This window comes from Sphingomonas sp. 35-24ZXX, assembly GCF_000786215.1.
Lineage (GTDB): Bacteria > Pseudomonadota > Alphaproteobacteria > Sphingomonadales > Sphingomonadaceae > Blastomonas.
This window is the reverse complement of the sequence record NZ_JROG01000007.1, coordinates 145,272-165,355: the sequence shown is the minus strand read 5'-3', so window position 1 is coordinate 165,355 and position 20,084 is coordinate 145,272. Positions and strand designations below refer to the sequence as shown.

Here is a 20,084-nt window from a genome sequence, read left to right as displayed (position 1 = left end):
ATCCCCCGATGACAACGATCCCCAGCACGCTCGACCTGATCGGCAACACCCCGCTCGTCCGTCTCGCTGGCCCCAGCGAGGCCGCCGGATGCGACATCTTCGGCAAATGCGAATATGCCAACCCCGGCGCATCGGTGAAGGATCGCGCGGCGCTCTACATCGTGCGCGATGCCGAGGAACGCGGCACCCTGCTGCCCGGCGGCACGATCGTCGAGGGAACGGCGGGCAACACCGGTATCGGCATCGCGCTGGTGGCCAATGCCAAGGGCTACAAGACCATCATCGTCATGCCCGAGACGCAGTCCAAGGAAAAGATGGACACATTGCGCGCGCTGGGGGCCGAGCTGGTGCTGGTGCCGGCGGCGCCCTATGCCAACCCGGGCCATTTCGTGCATACCTCGCGCCGGATCGCGGAAGAGACCCCGGGCGCGGTCTGGGCGCAGCAGTTCGACAACATCGCCAATCGCCGCGCGCATATCGAGGGGACGGCCGAGGAAATCTGGGCGCAGATGGACGGCCGCATCGACGGCTTCACCTGCGCGGCGGGCACCGGCGGCACGATTGCCGGTGTCGGCATGGGCCTCAAGGCGCACGACCCCAATGTCACCATCGCGCTCACCGATCCGCACGGCGCGGCGCTGTTCAATTACTTTGCCAATGGCGAGCTCAAGGCCGAAGGCTCGTCGGTGGCAGAGGGCATCGGTCAGGGCCGCATCACCGGCAATCTCGAGGATGCACCGATCGATACCCAGTTCCGCATTTCCGACGAGGTCGGGATGTACTGGGTGCAGCGGCTGCTCAAGGAAGAGGGGCTGTGCCTCGGCCTGTCATCGGGCATCAATGTCGCAGGCGCGGTGGAACTGGGCAGGACATTGGGCGCGGGATCGCGCGTCGTGACCATCCTGTGCGACACCGGCTTTCGCTATCTGTCGACGCTGTACAACCCCGAATGGCTGCGCGCCAAGGGATTGCCCGTCTTCCCCTGGCTGGCCGATTGACCTATATTGCCACCCATGGTCGCTGACAAAGCCCGCAACACCGGGGGCACCCCCATCATGCATCGCCTGCAGATCGGCGTTGGCGGCATCTTCGCGGTGCTGGTGACGGTGGCGCTGGCCGACATGCTGCTGCAGCGCGCCGGATCGGACGCGCCGGTGGAAAGCGCGGGCGTGATCGATCCCGGCCTGCCCGAAGCGTCCGCACCCCCCGTCGTGCAGACCCCGGCAGCCAGCGAGCCGCTGGTCGATCTGGGGGTCGTCCCCGATCTTCCCGCCGAGGGCACGCAGCACAGCGCCGGGGGGCAGACGCCGGTTGTCGGCGAACTGCAGCCTGATCCGCAAGCCGGTCCGCCCGCACAGCCCCAGCCGTGACCGGGCGAGCGGTCGCCCTGGCGGCGATAGCGCTACTGGCGGCGGCCTGCTTTCCTGCTTCCACCACCGAACGCGGTTCGCGCGATGACGCGGCATCACCGCTATCGGCGACCCCGATTTTCCCCAATCTGCCGCGCCAGCGGATCGTGCTGATGAGCAGCCTGCCGCTGGTCTATGGTGCCGGGGTCGACATGGCGGGCATGATCGCGGGCAAGGCCCGGCCGCATCCGCTCTACAGCGCGCTGGTGCAGGACCATGATCTCGTCGTCGCCGATGTGCTCGATGGCAAGGCGTTATCCGGCGCGCGGCTGATCGTGCTGGTGCAGCCGCGCGCGCTGACGCCGCAGGAACTGGTGGCGCTGGACGGGTTCGTCCGGGGCGGAGGCCGGATGCTGCTGTTTGCCGATCCCCGGCTCGAATGGCCGGCCGGCATGGGGCTGGGTGATCCGGCCGGGCCGCTGCGCAGTTCGCTGGTTTCGCCGTTGCTCGCGCATTGGGGGCTGGAGCTTGTCGACCCCGGTCTCGACCAGGTCCGTCTCGCACCATCGCAGGCGGTGCTGGTGCATCCGGGGCAGTTCGGGGAACGGCCGGGGAAATCTGGGGACGCATCCTGCCGCATCGCCGCAGAGGGCCATGTCGCGCGGTGCAGCGTGGGGCGGGGCAGGGCGGTGCTAATCGCCGATGCCGATCTGCTCGACCCGGAAAGGATCGATGTTTCCGCTGATTCGGCGCGCGCCAACCGGCAATGGGTCCACGATATTGTCGCTGAACTGGACGGGGAGGACAGCTCTTGAGCGATCCGACGAACAGGGTCTTCGTTTCGTCCCGAATCTGAAGTACTGACCCCAATATTGCCGGGTTGGACCCAAAAAAACCCTTCCATCCCCAAATCTCCCCTGTTATGGATGCCCTTAATCGGGGTTCAACCATTTGTGATGTCCTGCCCTCCTGCGGTGCTTGCGCACCTCGGGCGCATGAAGACTTTATCCCTTGCCTGGCGAGGGAGAGTCGTCGGCAGGGACAGGGCAGGCCAACGGAACACCCCCGAACAGTCAGGGAAACGCATCGGCGCGGATTAAGGGGTGAATTGACCAAGTGGCGGAAATCAGTGCCTTTCTTGGTTCTGCATTGACCACCATCGACCCCAAGGGCCGGATGGCCATCCCGGCTATCTTCCGCAATCCCATCATCACCAGCTCCAGCGGCGAAAGCTCGGTCGTCTTCTCGTACAACGCGCAGGCGCAGTGCCTGCAGGGCTATGGCACCGAGCGGCTGTCCGCGCTGCTGGCGCAGATGCGCCGCCGCGAGGAGCTGGCCAACGAATCGGGCGAGGAGTTCCGCACGGAGATCGTCGGCGGACCCCGCTTCAATGCGACCGCGACGATCAGCTTCGATGGCAGTGGCCGCCTGATCCTGCCCAAGATGCTGGTCGCCATGGCCAAGATCGAAAAGCACGTGTTCTTCAGCGGCAACGGCACCGATTTCAGCGTCTGGGGCGTCGAGCATCTGCTGACGCTCGACGATCCGCGCCTGGCGTCGCACCAGTTCAATGCCCGTTTCCTGATGGAAGAGCTGGGGGGCAAGCGCTGATGGCCGGCCCAGCAACTCCCGACGCAATACCCGGCGCAACCCGCGGCACGCTCCGCAGCGACGCGCCGCACATTCCGGTGCTGCTCGATGAGGTGCTCGACGGCCTCGCCATCCAGCCCGGCGAAGTGCATGTCGACGCGACCTTTGGCGCGGGCGGTTACAGCCGTGCGATGCTGGGCGCTGGGGCCAGCGTCCACGGTATCGACCGCGACCCCGATGCGGCGGCAGCCGGTGCAGCGCTCGCGCTCGAGACCGATGGGCGCTTCGTCTTCCATGCCGCGCGCTTCTCGCAGATCGCGCACGTGCTGCGCGAAGCGGGCGTCGCTCAGGTCGATGGCATCGTGTTCGACATCGGCGTCTCGTCGATGCAGCTCGACCAGGCAGAGCGCGGTTTTTCGTTTCAGTCCGATGGCCCGCTCGACATGCGCATGGGCCAGGACGGGCTGAGCGCGGCGGATTTCGTCAACACCGCCGATGAAGCCGATATTGCCGACATCCTCTACTTGTATGGCGAAGAGCGCCAGTCGCGCCGCATCGCCCGCGCCATCGTCGCCGCCCGTCCGTTGCAGAGGACGCTCGAGCTGGCGACGGTGGTGCGCAAGGCTCTGGGCTATCGCCCGGGTGCGCCCAAGGACCCCGCGACGCGCACCTTTCAGGCGATCCGCATCCATGTGAACGGCGAGCTTGATGAACTGCGCGACGGCCTGGTCGCCGCAGAGGCGATGCTGGCCCCCGGCGGGCGGCTTGCGGTTGTCAGCTTCCACAGTCTCGAGGATCGCATCGTCAAGCGCTTCCTGAAGGCACGCAGCGGCAGCGAAGGCGCGGGCTCGCGTCACCTGCCCGACATGTCCGGCCAGCGCCGGGCCCCCAGTTTCGAGAAACCCGCCAGGCCGACCCGGGCGGGCGAGGCCGAATGCGCGCGTAACCCCCGCGCGCGTTCGGCCACCTTGCGGGTCGCGGTTCGCAGCGAGGCTCCGGCCTGGGGCGCGGACGACGATGCGGAAAGGCGTGCGGCATGATCCTGGCAGTCAAGCGCCTCAAGACCATCGGCTGGATCGCCTTGATCTTCATCGTGGCCATCGCGCTCTACCCGCTGTCGCTGAGCGTCGCGACGCTGCGCAGCGACCTGACGCGGACCGAGCGCGACATCCTGCGCACCCGCGCCGAGATCCGCTATCTGGAAACCGAATTCGCCACCCGCGCCAGCCTGGCGCAGCTCGCGATGTGGAACGACCTGGAATATGGCTATGAGGCGCCCAGCGCCGCGCAATATCTGGATGGCGAGCGCGAACTGGCCAATCTGGGCGATGCGACCAAGCCGCTCGACCGGCCGGTGCGGGTGGCCGCGATGACCATCAAGCCGCAAGCCGAACCTGCCGCGATCAAGCCGGCCGAGCTGGCCGCCAATACCGTCAAGACGCCCGAGCCGCTGTCGGTTTCGGCGAGCGTGGCGATCATCAGCCCGGCGCGCGCGGCTACTGCCGCAACCGCGCCCAAATCTGCCAAGGCAGAGCCGGGCACCGGCGGCAAGGCGGAAGGCCGCCGGCTGCTCGACGACCGGCTGCTCGACCGGATCAACAAGCAGGCCGATGCCGAACTGAAGAAAACGGGGGGACAATGACCGCGCTTGCATCTGGCAGTCACAGGGTCCGTCTGGCCAGCAAGCGCCAGCATCTCACGCTCACCGCGCAGGTTCGCCTGGTTGCGGTGCTGGCGCTGTTTGGCCTCGGCATGGGCGCGATCCTGCTGCGGTTGACCTTCATCGGTGTGTTTGGCGAACAGGCGCAGGCCGCGTCGCGATCAGCGCTGGTCGATCCAGGCCGCGGCGACATTGTCGACCGCAACGGTGTGCCGCTCGCGCGCACGATCGATGGCTATGCCGTTCGCGTCGTGCCTTCCCGGCTGATCGGTGATCGCAAGGTGCTCGCGGGCAAGCTCGCGGCAATCTTCCCCGATACCAGCGAAGAGCGTTTCCTGAAGCTGCTCAGCCGCGACAAGCCCACCTATCTGCGCCACCGCGCAGTGCCCGAAGAGGTCAACCGGGTGCATGCGCTGGGCGAGGTCGGCATCGAGTTCCCGCGCGAGAAGGAGCGTTTCTACCCGCAGCTGCAGCTCGCAGCGCACGTGCTGGGCTATGTCCACCCCGATGGCCATGGCGTCTCCGGCATGGAGCGCGCGATGGACGCCGACCTCATCGACCCCAAGAAGCGGCTGACCCCGTCCGCGCTGTCGGTCGATATCCGCGTGCAGGCAGCACTGGAGGACGAACTCGGCCGGGCGATGAAGTCCTATGATGCCAAGGCCGCCGCTGGCCTGGTGCTCGATGTCGAGACCGGCGAGGTGATGGCGATGACCTCGCTCCCGAGCTTCAACCCCAACCGTTTCGATGCCAGCAGCGCAGCGTTCGAGGCCAATCAGGTCACCTATCGCTTCTTCGAGCTCGGATCGACCTTCAAGCCGCTGACCGTCGCGGCCGCGATCGATGCGGGCACCGTCACCGACCTGTCGCGCCGCTATGACGCCAGCCGCCCGCTGAAGGTCGCAGGCTTCCAGATCCGCGATTCCCACTCGTCGGGCCGCTGGCTGAACGTGCCCGAGACCCTGGTGCACAGCTCGAACATCGTGACCGCGCAGATCGCCGATGAACTGGGGCCTGAACGTCTGCAGGCGGTGATGCGCAAGCTGCATTTCGATCGTCAGGCCGAGATCAACCTGCGCGAGCGCGCCAAGCCGCTGTGGCCCGCGCAATGGGGTCGGCTGACCAACATGACCGTAGGCTACGGTCATGGCATCGCGGTGACCCCGCTGCATCTGGCGTCGGCTTACGCTGCCATGGTCAACGGCGGGCTCTATCGCCCGGCCACGCTGATGAAGCTGAACCCGGCCGACGTGCCGCGCGGCGAACGGGTGTTCAAGGCCTCGACCAGCGCCCGGATGAACCAGCTCCTGCGGATGATCGTGCGCGACGGCACCGGCCGCAAGGCGGAGGCTCCGGGCTTTCGCGTTGGCGGCAAGACGGGCTCGGCCGAAAAGCCGGGTGCAGGCGGATATCGGCGCAGCTCGGTTGTCGCGACCTTCGCTGCGGCCTTCCCGATGGATGCACCGCGCTATGTCGTGATCATCATGATCGACGAGCCTTCGGGCAACCAGGCCTCGTCCTTCCAGCGGACCGCGGGCTGGACCGCAGCGCCGGTGGTGGCGCGGCTGGTGCCGCGCATCGGCCCGATGCTGGGCATCATTCCCGACGATCGCCGCGATGTCGATGTGTCCGAACTGATGCCGCTGCTGTGGAAGGCTCCGGTCAAGGCGGCCGCCAAGGCGTCGGGAGATGACCCGGCATAGGCGATTATACATGGGCCGCGCGATGCAGGGGGTTGCATCTGCGCGGACCAGACATAGAGGAGGCAGGAATTTTTAGGGTCGCAACAAAGGGACGCACATGAAATTGGGTGAACTGGCATTGGGCCTGTCGAGCGACGATGCGGCGCTGACGGTGACCGGATTTGCCATCGATCACCGCAAGGTTGCGCCGGGCACCGTTTTCGGTGCCTTTGCCGGTGCGCGCTTCAACGGCGAGGATTTCATTGCAGATGCTGTCGCTTCGGGTGCGGTTGCCGTCGTGGCAGCCCCCGGCGCCGTGGTCGAGGGTGCAGTTCACATCGCCGATGCCGAGCCGCGCCGTGCCTTTGCCCAGATCGCCGCGCGTTTCTTTACCCCGGTTCCCGCGCATGTCGCCGCCGTCACCGGCACCAACGGCAAGACCTCGACCGCGGAAATGACTCGCCAGCTCTGGCGCATGGCCGGGCACAATGCCGCCTCTATCGGCACCCTCGGCGTCACCACTTCGGTCGATCAGTCCTCCACAGGGCTGACCACCCCCGATATCGTGACGTTCCTCGGCAACATGTCGGGCCTGGCGCGCGAAGGCGTCACTCACGCGATCTTCGAGGCATCGAGCCACGGTCTGTCGCAGTTCCGCACCGAGGGGTTGCCGGTGCAGGTTGGCGCGTTCACCAACCTCAGCCGCGATCACCTCGACTATCACGGCACGATGGAGGCCTATTTCGAGGCCAAGATGCGGCTGATCGACGAAGTTGTCGTCGATGGCGGCCATTTCGTGGTCTGGGCGGATGACGAATGGTCGGCCCGGGTCATCGACCGGGCGACGGCGCGCGGCCTGCAGCTGATGACCGTCGGCAGCGCGGGCGAGGCGATCCGTCTGGTCAGTCGCACCCCGACCCAGCTCGGCCAGCAGCTCGTGCTCGCGCATGATGGCAAGGAAGTGAAGGTCAACCTGCCATTAATCGGGGCCTATCAGGCGGCCAATGCGCTGGTGTCTGCAGGGATCGTGATCGCGGCAGGCGGGGCTCCGGCACAGGTGTTCGATCACATGGCGCGGCTGCAGCCGGTGCGCGGCCGCCTGGAACGCGCGGTGATCACGCGGGCCGGCGCGCCGGTCTATGTCGATTATGCGCACACGCCCGATGGCCTGCAGGCTGCGATCGAGGCGCTGCGCCCGCATGTCAGCGGCAAGCTGATCACCCTGTTCGGCGCAGGCGGTGATCGCGACACCGGCAAGCGCCCGCAGATGGGCCAGGTGGCGAGCGAGCTGTCCGATGTCGTGATCGTCACCGACGATAACCCACGTTCCGAGGACCCGGCGAGCATCCGTTCCGCGATCATGGCGGCCGCAACCGGCGCGACCGAGATCGGCGGGCGGCGCGAGGCGATTGCCGCAGCCATCGCGATGGCGGGCAAGGACGACATCGTGCTGCTGGCAGGCAAGGGGCACGAGCAGGGCCAGATCGTCGGCGACCGCGTGTTGCCGTTCGACGACGTTCAGGTTGCGCGGGAGTGCGCGGCATGACCCTCTGGACCTCTTCCGAGATCGCCGAAGCGACCGGCGGCACCGCCTCGGCCGACTTTGTCGTGCAGGGTGTCGCCTTTGACTCGCGCGAGATCATGCCAGGCGACCTGTTCGTCGCGATGCGCGGCGAGGCGACCGATGGGCACCTGTTCATCGACCGCGCGATCGCAGCGGGCGCAGCAGGGGTGATCACCGAGCAGGCCGTCGATCATCCGCATGTGCTGGTGGCCGACAGCAGTGCAGCGCTCACCGCCCTGGGCCATGCCGCCCGCGCGCGCAGCACCGCGAAGATCATCGGCGTGACCGGCTCTGCGGGCAAGACCGGCACCAAGGAAGCGCTGTTTCACGCGCTGGACCGCATGGCGCCTGGCGCGGTGCACCGGTCGGTCAAGAGCTACAACAACCATGTCGGCGTGCCGCTGAGCCTCGCACGGATGCCGCGCGATGCGCGCTATGGCGTGTTCGAGATGGGCATGAACCACGCTGGCGAGCTGGCCGAGCTGACCCGCATCGTGCGCCCGCACATCGCCATCATCACCACCATCGCGCCTGCGCACATCGGCAATTTCAGCAATGGCGAAGAGGGCATTGCCGATGCCAAGGCCGAGATCTTTCAGGGGCTGGAGCCCGTTGGCACCGCGATCGTGCCGCACGACAATCGCCATTATCCGCGCCTTTACGATGCCGCACGCCGCTGCACCGACACGGTGCTGCGCTTTGGCAGCCAGGCGGATAGCGAGACCCGCCTGATCGACGCGATCCGCGCGCCCGAGGGTGGCTCGATGATCACCGCACAGATTGGCGAGGCTCGCCTGTGCTTCCGCGTATCAGCGCCCGGCGACCATTGGGTGATGAACGCGCTGGCGGTGATGACCGCGATCGAGGCGGCGGGCGGCGATCTGGCGGTGGCCGGGCTGGCGCTGGCCGATCTGCCCGGCATGTCGGGCCGCGGCGAGCGTCGCACGGTGGCGACCCCCGGAGGCGGCAGCGCGCTGCTGATCGACGAGGCGTACAACGCCAACCCGGCATCGATGGCTGCAACGCTGGCGCTGCTGGGGCAGGAACAGGCCGGGCGCCGCATCGCCGTGCTGGGCGCGATGAAGGAACTGGGCGAGACGTCCGATACCTATCACGCAGGCCTTGCCGCACCGGTGATCGCTGCGGGCGTGGCGCATGTCATTCTGGTCGGCGATGAAATGGCACCCTTGGCCGATGCGCTCGCCAATTCGCTTGAGTGGCAGGGCACAATCGCGCATGTGCCCGCCGCCGATGCGGCGCTGGGCGCGCTGCAGGGTTTGTTGGCCGATGGCGATGCTTTGCTCGTCAAGGGCTCCAATTCCGTGGGATTGTCCGCACTCGTGCGCGCGCTGGCCGAACAGCCAGCCGCTACCGCCGTGGTGCGGGAGGGGGTTTGATGCTGTATCTGCTGGCGCAATATCTGGACTTTGAAGGTCCGCTCAATCTGGTTCGCTATCTGAGCTTCCGCTCGGGCGCAGCGATCCTCACCGCGCTGGCGATCGGCCTGCTGATCGGCCCGCGGTTCATCATGATGCTGCGCACCCGGCAGGGCAAGGGCCAGCCGATCCGCACCGATGGTCCGCAGACCCACCTTGCCAAGCGGGGCACGCCGACGATGGGCGGGCTGATGATCCTCATTTCGCTGACCACATCAGTGCTGCTGTGGATGGACCTGTCGAGCAGCTTTGTCTGGGCGTGCCTTGCGGTGACGCTGGGCTTCGGCCTGATCGGATTCCTCGACGATTTCGACAAGGTCCGCAAGGCCAGCCACAAGGGCGTGTCCGGCAAGGTGCGGCTGCTGGGCGAGTTCATCATCGCAGGCGTCGCCAGCTGGGTGATCCTGGGCGAGACCGGCACCTTGCTCTACGTGCCCTTCATCAACTACCCGCCGTTCGACCTTGGGCTGTTCTACATTCCGTTCGCGGCATTCACCATCGTCGCCTTCGGCAATGCAGTGAACCTGACCGACGGGCTCGACGGGCTTGCAACCTTCCCGGTGATCATCGCCAGCCTCACCTTCCTGCTGATCGTCTACATGGTCGGCAACGCCAAGTTCGCTGCCTATCTGGGCATCCCGCATGTACCGGGTGCGGGCGACCTTGCGATCTATTGCGGCTGCATCATCGGTGCGTGCCTCGCCTTCCTGTGGTTCAACGCCCCACCGGCTGCGGTGTTCATGGGCGACACCGGATCGCTGGCACTGGGCGGCGCGCTGGGTGCGATCGCGGTCGCCTCGCACCATGAAATCGTGCTCGGCATCGTCGGCGGTCTGTTCGTGGTCGAAGCGATGTCGGTGATCATCCAGGTGTTCTTCTTCAAGCGCACCGGCAAGCGCGTCTTCCGCATGGCACCGATCCATCACCATTTCGAGCAGCTTGGCTGGGCGGAATCGACCGTGGTGGTGCGCTTCTGGATCATCTCCCTGGTGCTGGCCTTGGTCGGCCTGGCGACGTTGAAGATCCGTTGATCACTTCGCCCGCCTTTGCCGCGAAACGCTATTGCATCCTCGGGCTTGCGCGCTCCGGGCTGGCGACGCTTGATGCGCTGATGGCCTCAGGGGCGGAATGCACCGTGTGGGACAATCGCGAGGAAGCGCGCGAGACGGCCGTGTCGCACCACCCGCAGGTGCTGATCGGCGATCCGATGGAGATCGAGCTTGCCGGTTTCGACGGTCTGATCGTCTCGCCCGGCGTGCCGCTGAACCGCCATCCGGTGGCCGATCGCGCGCGCGCAGCGGGCGTGCCGATCATCGGCGATATCGAACTGTTCGCGCTGGCCCGGCCCAGCCTGCCGCCGCACCGCGTGGTCGGCATCACCGGCACCAACGGCAAGTCGACCACCACCGCGCTGATCCACCATATCCTGCACGAAGCGGGCGTGCCGACGATCATGGGCGGCAACATCGGCCTGCCGATCCTGTCGCAGCCGCCGCTGTCGCCCAATGGTGCCGGCACCGGGGTCTATGTACTGGAACTGTCGAGCTACCAGATCGACCTGACCTTCAGCCTCGACTGCGATGTCGCGGTGCTGCTCAACATCACGCCCGATCATCTCGATCGCTACAACGGGTTCGAAGGCTATTGCGCTGCCAAGGCGCGGCTGTTCGCGATGCAGCAGGACCCGGGCCATGTCGCGGTGATCGCCACCGATGACGAACCCACCCGCGCCATCGCTGCCACGCTGAGCTCGCCGGTCGAGGTGCACGCCGCCGATATTTCCGCGACCGACCAACTGGCTTGGCCCGCATTGCAGGGTCCGCACAATGCGCAGAACATCGCGATCGCGCTGGCCGCAGCCGAGGCGCTGGGCCTCGATGCGCAGCGCACCCGCGCGTCGCTCGCCACCTATGCCAGCCTGCCGCACCGGATGGAGCGGACGGCCGAGCATCGCGGTGTGCTCTACGTCAACGACAGCAAGGCGACCAATCCCGCCTCGACCGCGCCGGCGCTTGGCGCCTTTTCGCGCATCCACTGGATCGTCGGCGGGCTGCCCAAGGGCGACAATCTGGATGAATGCGCCGAACATTTCGGTCATGTCGTGCACGCTTATACCATCGGCGAGGCCGGCCCCGCCTTTGCCGACCAGCTCGAGCAGGTGATGCCGGTGACGCGGTCCGAGATGCTGGCGAGCGCCGTGCGCAGCGCGATGGATAATGCCCAGGCCGGCGAGGTGGTGCTGCTGTCGCCCGCCTGTGCGTCGTTCGACCAGTTCCGCGATTTCGAAGCGCGCGGCGATTGCTTCCGTCAGGTCGTCGATGCGCTGATCGCCCAGGATTTGAGCCAGCAGGAGGATGCCACGCAATGAGTGATCTGGCTGCCACCGCCCCCGGTCTGCCGCCCGCCGCCACCGGTCTTGCCGGTCAGCGCGCATACAAGCTGCCGCGCAATCTCAGCCGCAGGCTGGGGCGGAGCGACCGTTCGCAGCTGGCAATCTGGTTCTGGGAGCTCGATCGCGTGCTGCTGGCGATGATCCTGATGCTGATCGCCATCGGTCTGATCGCGGTGCAGGCGGCCTCTCCCGCCAGCGCGCGCCGCCTGTCGACAGCGACCGAAACGCTGAGTCCGCTCTATTTCTTCTACCGCCAGCTCGGCTGGGTGATCGTCAGCTTGGGCTTCATGTTCGTGGTCTCGATGCTGCCCAAGCGCGAAGCGCGACGGCTGGCGATCATCATGGCGTGCGTGTGCTTCGTGCTGCTGATGCTGGTGCCCATCGCGGGCAATACGGTCAACGGCGCCAAGCGCTGGATCGGCTACGGCATCGGCATTCAGCCGTCGGAATTCCTCAAGCCTGCCTATGCGGTGACCATGGGCTGGATCGTCTCGCTGCGCGTCAAGGATCCCACGCTTCCGGTGCTCAAGCTGTCTGCGGCGATCACCGCGTGCATCGCGGTGCTGCTGATGCGCCAGCCCGATCTGGGTCAGACGATCATGTTCCTGGGCATCTGGTTCACCTTGATGCTGCTCGCGGGCCTCTCGATGCAGGTGGTCGCAGCCGGTGTCGGCCTAGGCGCGGTCGGCATGACGGCGGCCTATTTCTTTTATCCCGTCGCCACCCAGCGCATCAACGGCTGGCTGTTCGGCGCGGGCGAATATGACCATGTGATGTTCGCACACAAGACGCTGACCGGCGGCGGCCTGATCGGCACCGGCCCGGGCCTCGGCACCCACAAGTTCAACCTGCCCGAGGCGCATACCGATTACATCTTCTCGGTGATCGGCGAAGAATTCGGCCTGCTTGCCTGCGCGGCCATCGCCCTGGTCTATTTCGCGATCATCGCGCGCATCTGCATGCGGCTGCTCGAGGAACGCGACCTGTTCACGATCATGGCGGTGGCGGGGCTGACCGCGCAGCTGGGCGGCCAGGCGTTCATCAACATTGCGGTGAACCTGCAGCTGTTCCCGTCCAAGGGCATGACCCTGCCGTTCATCAGCTATGGCGGATCGTCGATGATCGCGCTGGGCATCGGCGCGGGATTGCTGTTGTCGCTGACCCGGCGTAATCCGTTCGAAGAGCGCAGCATGCTCGGATCGGACTGGAGCCAGAAATGACCGTTTCACGTCATTACGTGCTCGCCGCAGGCGGCACCGGCGGGCATCTCATCCCGGCTTATGCTCTTGCGCGCGAACTGCAGCAGCGCGGGCATCACATCGCCCTGGTGACCGACGAGCGCGGCGCCAAGATCCCCGGCATCTTCGAGGGCGATCAGGTGCACATCCTGCCGCCGGGCCGGATCGCAGGCGGCCCTCTAGGCTGGCTGCGCGGCATCAGGGGCATCTGGGCGGGCCGCAACATGGCGCTCAACCTGTTCGAGAATTTCCAGCCGACCGCTGTCGTGGGCTTTGGCGGATACCCGGCGCTGCCGACGCTGCTTGCGGCGCAGAAGGCGCGCATCCCGACGATCATCCATGAACAGAACGCGGTGCTGGGCCGGGTCAACCGGTTCATGGCGGGCCGCGTCAACGCGATTGCCACCGCCTACAAGCAGGTCGACCGGCTGAGCCCCCAATATGCCGACCGCACCCATGTCGTCGGCAACCCGGTGCGCGATTCCGTGCTGGCCTTGCGCGGCGAGAATTACCCGCCGCTGCTGGAAGATGGCGTGTTCCGCGTGCTGGTCACTGGCGGCAGCCAGGGCGCGCGTGTCCTCTCCGAAGTGGTGCCCGATGGCCTGGCGATGCTGCCGGTCAATCTGCGCCGCCGGTTGCAGGTGGTGCAGCAGTGCCGCGAGGAGGACATAGAGGCCGTGCGCGCCAAATATGCCGCGTATGGCATCCCGGCAGAGCTTGCCACCTATATGAACGACCTGCCCGAAAAGCTGGGCTGGTCGCATCTGTTCATCGGCCGCGCAGGCGCCTCGACGATCGCCGAGCTGACCGCTGCGGGCCGGCCCGCGATCCTGGTGCCGCTGCCCAGCGCGATGGATGATCACCAGACCGCCAATGCGCGCGAGATGGTCAAGGCGGGCGGCGCACGGTCGATCCGGCAGGAGGCGTTCACCCCCAAGGAACTCGCCAAGCAGATCCAGAAGATGGCGCTCGATCCCCACGCGCTGGAGAATGCCGCGCTGGCCGCGCACAAGTGCGGTTACCCCAATGCGGTTCGCGATCTGGCGGATCTGGTGGAAAGTTTTGGCGGTGCGCCGCTGGTCGATGTCATCCGCGTGGCGCCATCCGCCAAGGGGCATGCCATCGGCGGCGAGGCGCTCGCGCGCGATACGGAAAGAGCAGAAGCATGAAGGGCGTCGGAATCGACATCGGGACCATCCATTTCATCGGCATCGGCGGCATCGGCATGTCCGGTATCGCCGAGGTGATGCACAATCTGGGCTACAAGGTTCAGGGGTCCGATATTGCCGAGGGCTATGTCATCGAGGGCCTGCGCAAGCGCGGCATCAAGGTGATGATCGGCCACAAGGCGGAAAATCTGGGCGATGCGGCGGTGGTGGTGACCTCGACCGCGATCAAGCGCGGCAATCCCGAGGTCGATCTGGCGCTCGAGACGCGTGTCCCCGTGGTGCGTCGCGCCGAAATGCTGGCTGAGCTGATGCGCCTGAAATCCACCGTCGCGGTGGCCGGCACGCACGGCAAGACCACGACCACGTCGATGATCGCGGCAATGCTCGATGCCGGCGGGATCGACCCCACCGTGATCAACGGCGGCATCATCAACAGCTATGGCTCCAACGCGCGTCTGGGTGCGAGCGAATGGATGGTGGTCGAGGCCGACGAGAGCGACGGCAGCTTCCTGCGGCTCGACGGCACGATCGCCGTCGTCACCAATATCGATCCCGAACATCTCGACCATTATGGCAGCTTCGACGCGGTCAAGGATGCTTTCGTCGAGTTCGTCCAGAATGTGCCCTTCTACGGCGCAGCGATCCTGTGCCTCGACCATCCCGAGGTCCAGGCGATCCTGCCGCGCGTCAAGGACCGGCGGATCGTGACCTATGGGTTCAGCGCGCAGGCCGATGTCCGCGGCGACAATGTCGTCTCGATCCCCGGCGGCAACCGCTTCGACGTCACCGTACGCGAACGCGATGGCTCCACCCGTCAGATCACCGGCATCGAACTGCCCATGCCCGGCCGCCACAACGTGCAGAACGCGATCGCCGCGATCGCGGTCGGCCTGCAGATGGGCATGGAAGACAGCGACATCATCACCGGCTTTGCCAAGTTCGGCGGGGTCAAGCGGCGCTTCACCAATGTCGGCACCATCGATGGCGTGACGATCATCGACGATTACGGCCATCACCCGGTGGAGATCCGCGCGGTGCTGGCCGCAGCGCGCGAGGGCGTGCAGAACCGCATCATCGCGGTCGTGCAGCCGCACCGCTATTCGCGTCTCGGCGATCTGATGGACGAGTTCCAGCAGGCGTTCAACGATGCCGATATCGTCTATGTCGCGCCGGTCTATGCCGCGGGCGAGGACCCGATCGAGGGCGTCAGCGCCGAGGCTCTGGCCAGCGGCCTCAAGGCGCGCGGCCACCGCCAGGCGCGCACGATCACTGGCGCTGACGAACTCGCCGATCTGCTGGCGTCCGAGGCGCAGGATGGCGACATGGTCATCTGCCTGGGCGCAGGCGACATCACCAAATGGGCAGCGGGCCTGGCAGACGCTATCGGCGCACGGAGAGTGCCTGCGTGATTTCAACCGCGCCTCGTCCTGAAACCATGCCCGATGTGCGCGGCAAGCTGACGGCGCAAGCGCCGCTGGCCCCGCTGCTGTGGTTCAAGACCGGAGGCGCGGCCGACTGGCTGTTCGAGCCGAAGGACGCGGACGATCTCGCGCAATTCCTGGCCGCGCTCGACCCCTCTGTGCCGGTGATGGCGCTGGGGCTGGGATCGAACCTGATCGTGCGCGATGGCGGCGTTCCTGGCGTCGTCGTGCGGCTCGGCAAGGCGTTCGCGCAGGTCGAACGCACCGGCGACATGACCCTGCGCTGCGGGGCAGGGGCTTCAGGCATCCTTGTTTCCTCCACCGCGCGCGATGCGGGCATCGGCGGGCTGGAATTCCTGCGCTCGATCCCCGGCACCGTCGGTGGCTTCGTGCGGATGAACGGTGGCGCTTATGGCCGCGAGGTCAAGGATATCCTGATCGACTGCGACGTGGTGTTGCGCGATGGCTCGCGGCGCACACTGGCGCTGGCGGACTTGCACTATACCTATCGCCATTCCGAGCTGCCCGATGGTGCGATCGTGATCGGGGCGACCTTCACCGGTTCGCCCGCCGAGCCCGCCGCGATCCAGGCCGAGATGGACTGCATCGCCGCCTCGCGCGAGGCGAGCCAGCCTTTGCGCAGCAAGACCGGCGGATCGACCTTCAAGAACCCCGAAGGCCACAAGGCTTGGGCCCTTGTCGATCAGGCGGGCTGTCGCGGCCTGACGATCGGCGGCGCACAAGTGAGCGAAAAGCACACCAACTTCCTGATCAACACCGGCACCGCCACCAGCGCCGACATCGAGGCGCTGGGCGAGGAAGTCCGCGCGCGGGTGAAGGCGCAATCGGGCGTCGAGCTGGAATGGGAAATCCAGCGGATAGGGGTTGCGACGTGAACTTTGACCCTTCGTTGACAGATTATGAGCGGGAGATTTTCTCGAATGTGGCGAAATTCGGCTGCCATTTGACCACTGTATTTGATCCGCATGACGATCTGAGACTGTTTACCTATTCGACTGGATTTACGTTCACAATAGATCAGGGTGATGTGATAATATTTGGACTTCCCAGCAATGTTTCTAGCAATGTCATCAAAAAGCTGCTCGTAAAATGTAAAGATGGCCTGATCATGACAGATGGAATGTCTGTTTCCGGTTTGTTGAATGATTTTGATATTGTTATAAAGAAAATAATTCCGGGGAATATTTCAATAGAAGAATTTAATTCTGCAAATTGGTTTCATTATCTAAAATTTGGAAGGCCGCTTGATCGTGCTTTCCAATTGGTTTGGCCGGATAGCACCAATGGATTTTTCCCATGGCAACAAGGATGTGGCGCGGATGTCATCGAATTGCAGCCAGCTCTGTACCTTGAAGGGCTGAAGCATTGACCCTGTCCAAGCTCCATATCGCCGTGCTGATGGGCGGCTGGTCGGCTGAGCGCGAAGTCTCGCTGATGAGCGGCGAAGGCGTGGCCAAGGCGCTGGAGTCGCGCGGACATACTGTGACCCGCGTCGACATGGACCGCAATGTCGCAGCCGTGCTGGCGGGAATTCGCCCCGATGTGGTGTTCAATGCCTTGCACGGCACGCCGGGCGAGGATGGCAGCGTGCAGGGCATGCTCGATCTGATGCAGATCCCGTACACGCATTCGGGGCTCACCACCTCGGTGATCGCGATCGACAAGGTGCTGACCAAGCAGGCGCTGCTGCCGCATGGCATTCCGATGCCCGGCGGTCACATTGTGCGCTCCGAAAGCCTGTATGCGGGCGATCCGCTGCCGCGCCCCTATGTGCTCAAGCCCGTCAACGAAGGCTCGTCGGTCGGCGTCGCCATCGTCAAGGCGGACAGCAATTATGGCGACCCGATTGCGCGCGATGCCGTGGGACCATGGCAGGAATTCGACGAGCTGCTCGCCGAACCTTTCATCAAGGGCCGCGAACTGACCACCGCCGTGCTGGGCGACCGCGCATTGGGCGTCACCGAGCTGCAGACCAAGTCGGGCTTCTACGATTACGACGCCAAGTATACCGATGGCCTGACGCTGCACATCTGCCCGGCGGATATCCCCGAGGACATCGCGGCGCTGTGCATGGATCTGGCGCTGCGCGCGCACAACATTCTGGGCTGCAAGGGGGCTTCGCGCTCGGACTTCCGCTGGGACGACGAAAAGGGCGCCGACGGGCTCTATCTGCTCGAGGTCAACACCCAGCCGGGGATGACGCCGCTCAGCCTGGTTCCCGAACAGGCGGCGCACATCGGCATCAGCTATGCCGATCTGGTAGAAATCATCGTGGAAAGCGCATTGGGGGGCACCCGGCATGACGACACGGATTAAACGCGGCACATCGGCCAAGCGCGGGGCGACCCGCGCCAAGCCGCGCACCGCCCAACGATCGCGCACCAACGCCGCGCTGGCGCGGCTGCCGTTCACCGAGGCGCAGCTGCAGAAGGCTGCGACCATCGGCGTGCTCGGACTGCTGGCACTGGCAGGCGTGATCACCGCGCAGTTCATGGGCCTGCCCGGCATGGTGCAGGAAGAGATGGCGCTGGCCGCCGGGCGCGCGGGCTTCGAGGTCAAGAAGGTCGAAGTGCGCAACGTCGACAAGATGAACGAGCTCAAGGTCTACGAGATCGTGCTGGCCCAGAAGGACCGCTCGATGCCGCAGGTCGATCTCGAAGAGCTGCGGCGCGAGCTGACCCGGTTCAGCTGGATCGCCGATGCCCGCATCTCGCGCCAGCTGCCCGATACGCTGATCGTCGACATCGTCGAGCGCGAGCCGCTGGCGGTGTGGGAAGATCGTGGGCGTGTGATGCTGGTCGACGCCGAAGGCGTCGCGCTGGAGCCGAGCCCGGGCCAGATCGACCCCAAGATGCTGCGCATCGTCGGCAAGCGCGCCAATGTGCGGATCGGTGACCTCACCGAACTGCTCGACGCAGCGCCCGCGCTGACCCCGCAGGTGAAAGAGGCTGAATGGGTAGGCAACCGCCGCTGGAACCTCACCTTCCACACCGGTGAGGTGCTGGCGCTGCCCGAAGGCGACGAGCTGTCGCAGGCGGCTTTGGTCAATTTCGCGCGGATGGATGGGGTCAACCGGCTGCTCGGCAAGGGCGTGACCTATTTCGACCTGCGCGATCCCGAACGCGCGTATCTGCGCCGACCGCGCGAAATGGGCAAACCAGAGGGCGATGCGATGGCATCGGCAGCACAATGAGCGGCGGCAAGGGACGCAAGGGCGGCGCGGCCGTCCCCCGGATCGAAAAGACCTTCGGCGCGCTCGATATCGGCTCGTCCAAGGTCAGCGCGATGATCGTCGGGCGCACCGACGCGGGCGAACTGCTGGTGCTGGGCACCGGCCAGCGCGCCAGCGAGGGCGTCAAGCGCGGCTATATCGTCGACATGGCGGCGACCGAACTGGCGGTGCGCGAGGCGGTGGAACAGGCCGAGCGGATCGCGGGTCTCAATATTGATCATGTTCATGTCGGCTGCACCTCGGGCGGGCTTACCAGCACCATCGCGCGGGTCGAGATCGACCTCGGCGGCGGTCGCATCGACGAGGATGATGTCGACCATCTGCTGGCCGCCGGTCGCGAGACGATCCAGCCCGGCGGGCGCATGGTGCTGCACGCGCAGCCCGCGCTCTACACGCTGGATGGCGCGACCGGGGTCAAGAAGCCGATCGGGCTTCACGCCGAGCGCCTGGGCGTCGATATTCACGTCGTGTTCGCCGATGGCGCGCCGGTGCGCAATCTCGACCAGACCGTCGCTGCCGCCTATCTGGGTGTCAGCGGCATCGTGGCCGCGCCGATCGCGGCGGGCACGGCGTGCCTGGGCGAGGAAGAGCGCGAATTGGGCGTGGCGCTGGTGGAGATGGGCGCGGCTGTCACCAACATCTCGCTGTACGCCGGCGGCATGCTCGTCGGGCTGTTCACCATCCCGTTCGGCGGCGCGGACATCACCGATGCGATCGCATCGGCCTTCGGACTGCGCCGTGCCGAGGCAGAGCGGATCAAGTGCTTCCATGGCGCCGCGACATCTTCGCCGCGCGACAACCACGACATGATCGACCTGCGGCTGCCCGAAGAGGACAGCAAGCTCGTCGGCGCCGGCACACGGCCCGACGACCGCCATTCGATCAGCCGCGCGCAACTCGTCTCGGTGATCCGCCAGCCGCTCGATTATCTGATCGGGGAAATCACCAAGGGTCTGAAGGAACTGGGCTTTACCGGCGCGCAGGGTCAGCGGATCGTGCTCACCGGCGGTTGCGCCGAACTGCGCGGCCTGGCCGACCACATGCAGGTGGCGCTGGGCCGAACCGTGCGGATCGGCCGCCCGACCGGGCTTGCTGGCCTGCCCGACGCGCATGCGGGACCTGCGTTTTCGACGCTCGCAGGGCTCGCACTGTTCGCGGCGGACGAGCCGGTCGACATTCGCAGCATTGCATCCAGCTATCAGCAGGTGCATCGCCATTCCGGTGCGGCGGTTCTGCAGCGATTGTGGCGGGCGCTGGCCGGGAATTTCTGAGCATGGAGCGCGTTTCATCGCCCAATACGCACGAAGCGGTGGAAAAACCCGATTTTTTG

Annotated in this window: 19 protein-coding genes; all 19 read left to right on the top strand. The window is 65.9% G+C overall.

Features of this window, described 5'->3' with window-relative positions:
• The first annotated feature begins 8 nt into the window (after positions 1 to 8).
• On the top strand, positions 9 to 998 hold the full coding sequence (locus tag LI72_RS13860; protein ID WP_033926527.1) for a cysteine synthase A: 990 nt from the start codon (positions 9 to 11) through the stop codon (positions 996 to 998).
• Positions 999 to 1,055: 57 nt separating this feature from the next.
• Complete coding sequence (locus LI72_RS13855) at positions 1,056 to 1,370, top strand: hypothetical protein (RefSeq protein WP_156139622.1); 315 nt, start codon at positions 1,056 to 1,058, stop codon at positions 1,368 to 1,370.
• Positions 1,367 to 2,164 carry a Gldg family protein gene (locus LI72_RS13850; protein WP_052129850.1) on the top strand — a complete coding sequence of 266 codons (798 nt, stop codon included), beginning with the start codon at positions 1,367 to 1,369 and terminating at the stop codon, positions 2,162 to 2,164. Before LI72_RS13855 ends, LI72_RS13850 begins: the two co-directional genes overlap by 4 nt.
• A gap of 301 nt (positions 2,165 to 2,465) precedes the next feature.
• Entirely contained in the window at positions 2,466 to 2,960 is a 495-nt protein-coding gene (locus LI72_RS13845) for a division/cell wall cluster transcriptional repressor MraZ (protein WP_033926525.1), read from the top strand.
• On the top strand, positions 2,960 to 3,979 hold the full coding sequence (gene rsmH / locus LI72_RS13840) for a 16S rRNA (cytosine(1402)-N(4))-methyltransferase RsmH (protein WP_052129848.1): 1,020 nt from the start codon (positions 2,960 to 2,962) through the stop codon (positions 3,977 to 3,979). The genes LI72_RS13845 and rsmH overlap by 1 nt, the downstream gene beginning before the upstream one ends.
• Positions 3,976 to 4,581: a hypothetical protein gene (locus LI72_RS19130; protein ID WP_052129846.1), complete on the top strand. Its 606-nt coding sequence runs from the start codon at positions 3,976 to 3,978 to the stop codon at positions 4,579 to 4,581. The genes rsmH and LI72_RS19130 overlap by 4 nt, the downstream gene beginning before the upstream one ends.
• Positions 4,578 to 6,302 (top strand): peptidoglycan D,D-transpeptidase FtsI family protein, encoded by a 1,725-nt coding sequence (locus LI72_RS13830; RefSeq protein WP_033926524.1) that lies wholly within the window; start codon positions 4,578 to 4,580, stop codon positions 6,300 to 6,302. Before LI72_RS19130 ends, LI72_RS13830 begins: the two co-directional genes overlap by 4 nt.
• 97 nt (positions 6,303 to 6,399) lie before the next feature.
• Positions 6,400 to 7,827: a UDP-N-acetylmuramoyl-L-alanyl-D-glutamate--2,6-diaminopimelate ligase gene (locus LI72_RS13825; protein ID WP_033926523.1), complete on the top strand. Its 1,428-nt coding sequence runs from the start codon at positions 6,400 to 6,402 to the stop codon at positions 7,825 to 7,827.
• Entirely contained in the window at positions 7,824 to 9,242 is a 1,419-nt protein-coding gene (locus tag LI72_RS13820; RefSeq protein WP_033926522.1) for a UDP-N-acetylmuramoyl-tripeptide--D-alanyl-D-alanine ligase, read from the top strand. Before LI72_RS13825 ends, LI72_RS13820 begins: the two co-directional genes overlap by 4 nt.
• Positions 9,242 to 10,312, top strand: coding sequence for a phospho-N-acetylmuramoyl-pentapeptide-transferase (gene mraY, locus LI72_RS13815; protein WP_033926521.1), 1,071 nt, complete (start codon positions 9,242 to 9,244; stop codon positions 10,310 to 10,312). Before LI72_RS13820 ends, mraY begins: the two co-directional genes overlap by 1 nt.
• The gene (gene murD, locus LI72_RS13810) at positions 10,309 to 11,649 is read left to right on the top strand and encodes a UDP-N-acetylmuramoyl-L-alanine--D-glutamate ligase (RefSeq protein WP_033926520.1); all 1,341 of its coding nucleotides are present in this window, start codon (positions 10,309 to 10,311) and stop codon (positions 11,647 to 11,649) included. Before mraY ends, murD begins: the two co-directional genes overlap by 4 nt.
• Positions 11,646 to 12,893 (top strand): FtsW/RodA/SpoVE family cell cycle protein, encoded by a 1,248-nt coding sequence (locus tag LI72_RS13805; RefSeq protein ID WP_231562480.1) that lies wholly within the window; start codon positions 11,646 to 11,648, stop codon positions 12,891 to 12,893. Before murD ends, LI72_RS13805 begins: the two co-directional genes overlap by 4 nt.
• Positions 12,890 to 14,080, top strand: a complete 1,191-nt coding sequence (gene murG, locus LI72_RS13800) for an undecaprenyldiphospho-muramoylpentapeptide beta-N-acetylglucosaminyltransferase (RefSeq protein WP_033926519.1) — start codon at positions 12,890 to 12,892, stop codon at positions 14,078 to 14,080. Before LI72_RS13805 ends, murG begins: the two co-directional genes overlap by 4 nt.
• The gene (murC, locus tag LI72_RS13795; protein WP_033926518.1) at positions 14,077 to 15,489 is read left to right on the top strand and encodes a UDP-N-acetylmuramate--L-alanine ligase; all 1,413 of its coding nucleotides are present in this window, start codon (positions 14,077 to 14,079) and stop codon (positions 15,487 to 15,489) included. The genes murG and murC overlap by 4 nt, the downstream gene beginning before the upstream one ends.
• Before the next feature lie 26 nt (positions 15,490 to 15,515).
• Positions 15,516 to 16,397, top strand: a complete 882-nt coding sequence (gene murB, locus LI72_RS13790) for a UDP-N-acetylmuramate dehydrogenase (protein WP_033926517.1) — start codon at positions 15,516 to 15,518, stop codon at positions 16,395 to 16,397.
• Positions 16,394 to 16,891: a DUF4262 domain-containing protein gene (locus LI72_RS19660; RefSeq protein ID WP_197051916.1), complete on the top strand. Its 498-nt coding sequence runs from the start codon at positions 16,394 to 16,396 to the stop codon at positions 16,889 to 16,891. Before murB ends, LI72_RS19660 begins: the two co-directional genes overlap by 4 nt.
• Positions 16,888 to 17,838 (top strand): D-alanine--D-alanine ligase, encoded by a 951-nt coding sequence (locus LI72_RS13785; protein WP_081985000.1) that lies wholly within the window; start codon positions 16,888 to 16,890, stop codon positions 17,836 to 17,838. The genes LI72_RS19660 and LI72_RS13785 overlap by 4 nt, the downstream gene beginning before the upstream one ends.
• Positions 17,822 to 18,715, top strand: coding sequence for a cell division protein FtsQ/DivIB (locus LI72_RS13780; RefSeq protein WP_033926516.1), 894 nt, complete (start codon positions 17,822 to 17,824; stop codon positions 18,713 to 18,715). Before LI72_RS13785 ends, LI72_RS13780 begins: the two co-directional genes overlap by 17 nt.
• Positions 18,712 to 20,025 (top strand): cell division protein FtsA, encoded by a 1,314-nt coding sequence (gene ftsA / locus LI72_RS13775; protein WP_197051915.1) that lies wholly within the window; start codon positions 18,712 to 18,714, stop codon positions 20,023 to 20,025. The genes LI72_RS13780 and ftsA overlap by 4 nt, the downstream gene beginning before the upstream one ends.
• The last annotated feature ends 59 nt before the right edge of the window (positions 20,026 to 20,084 follow it).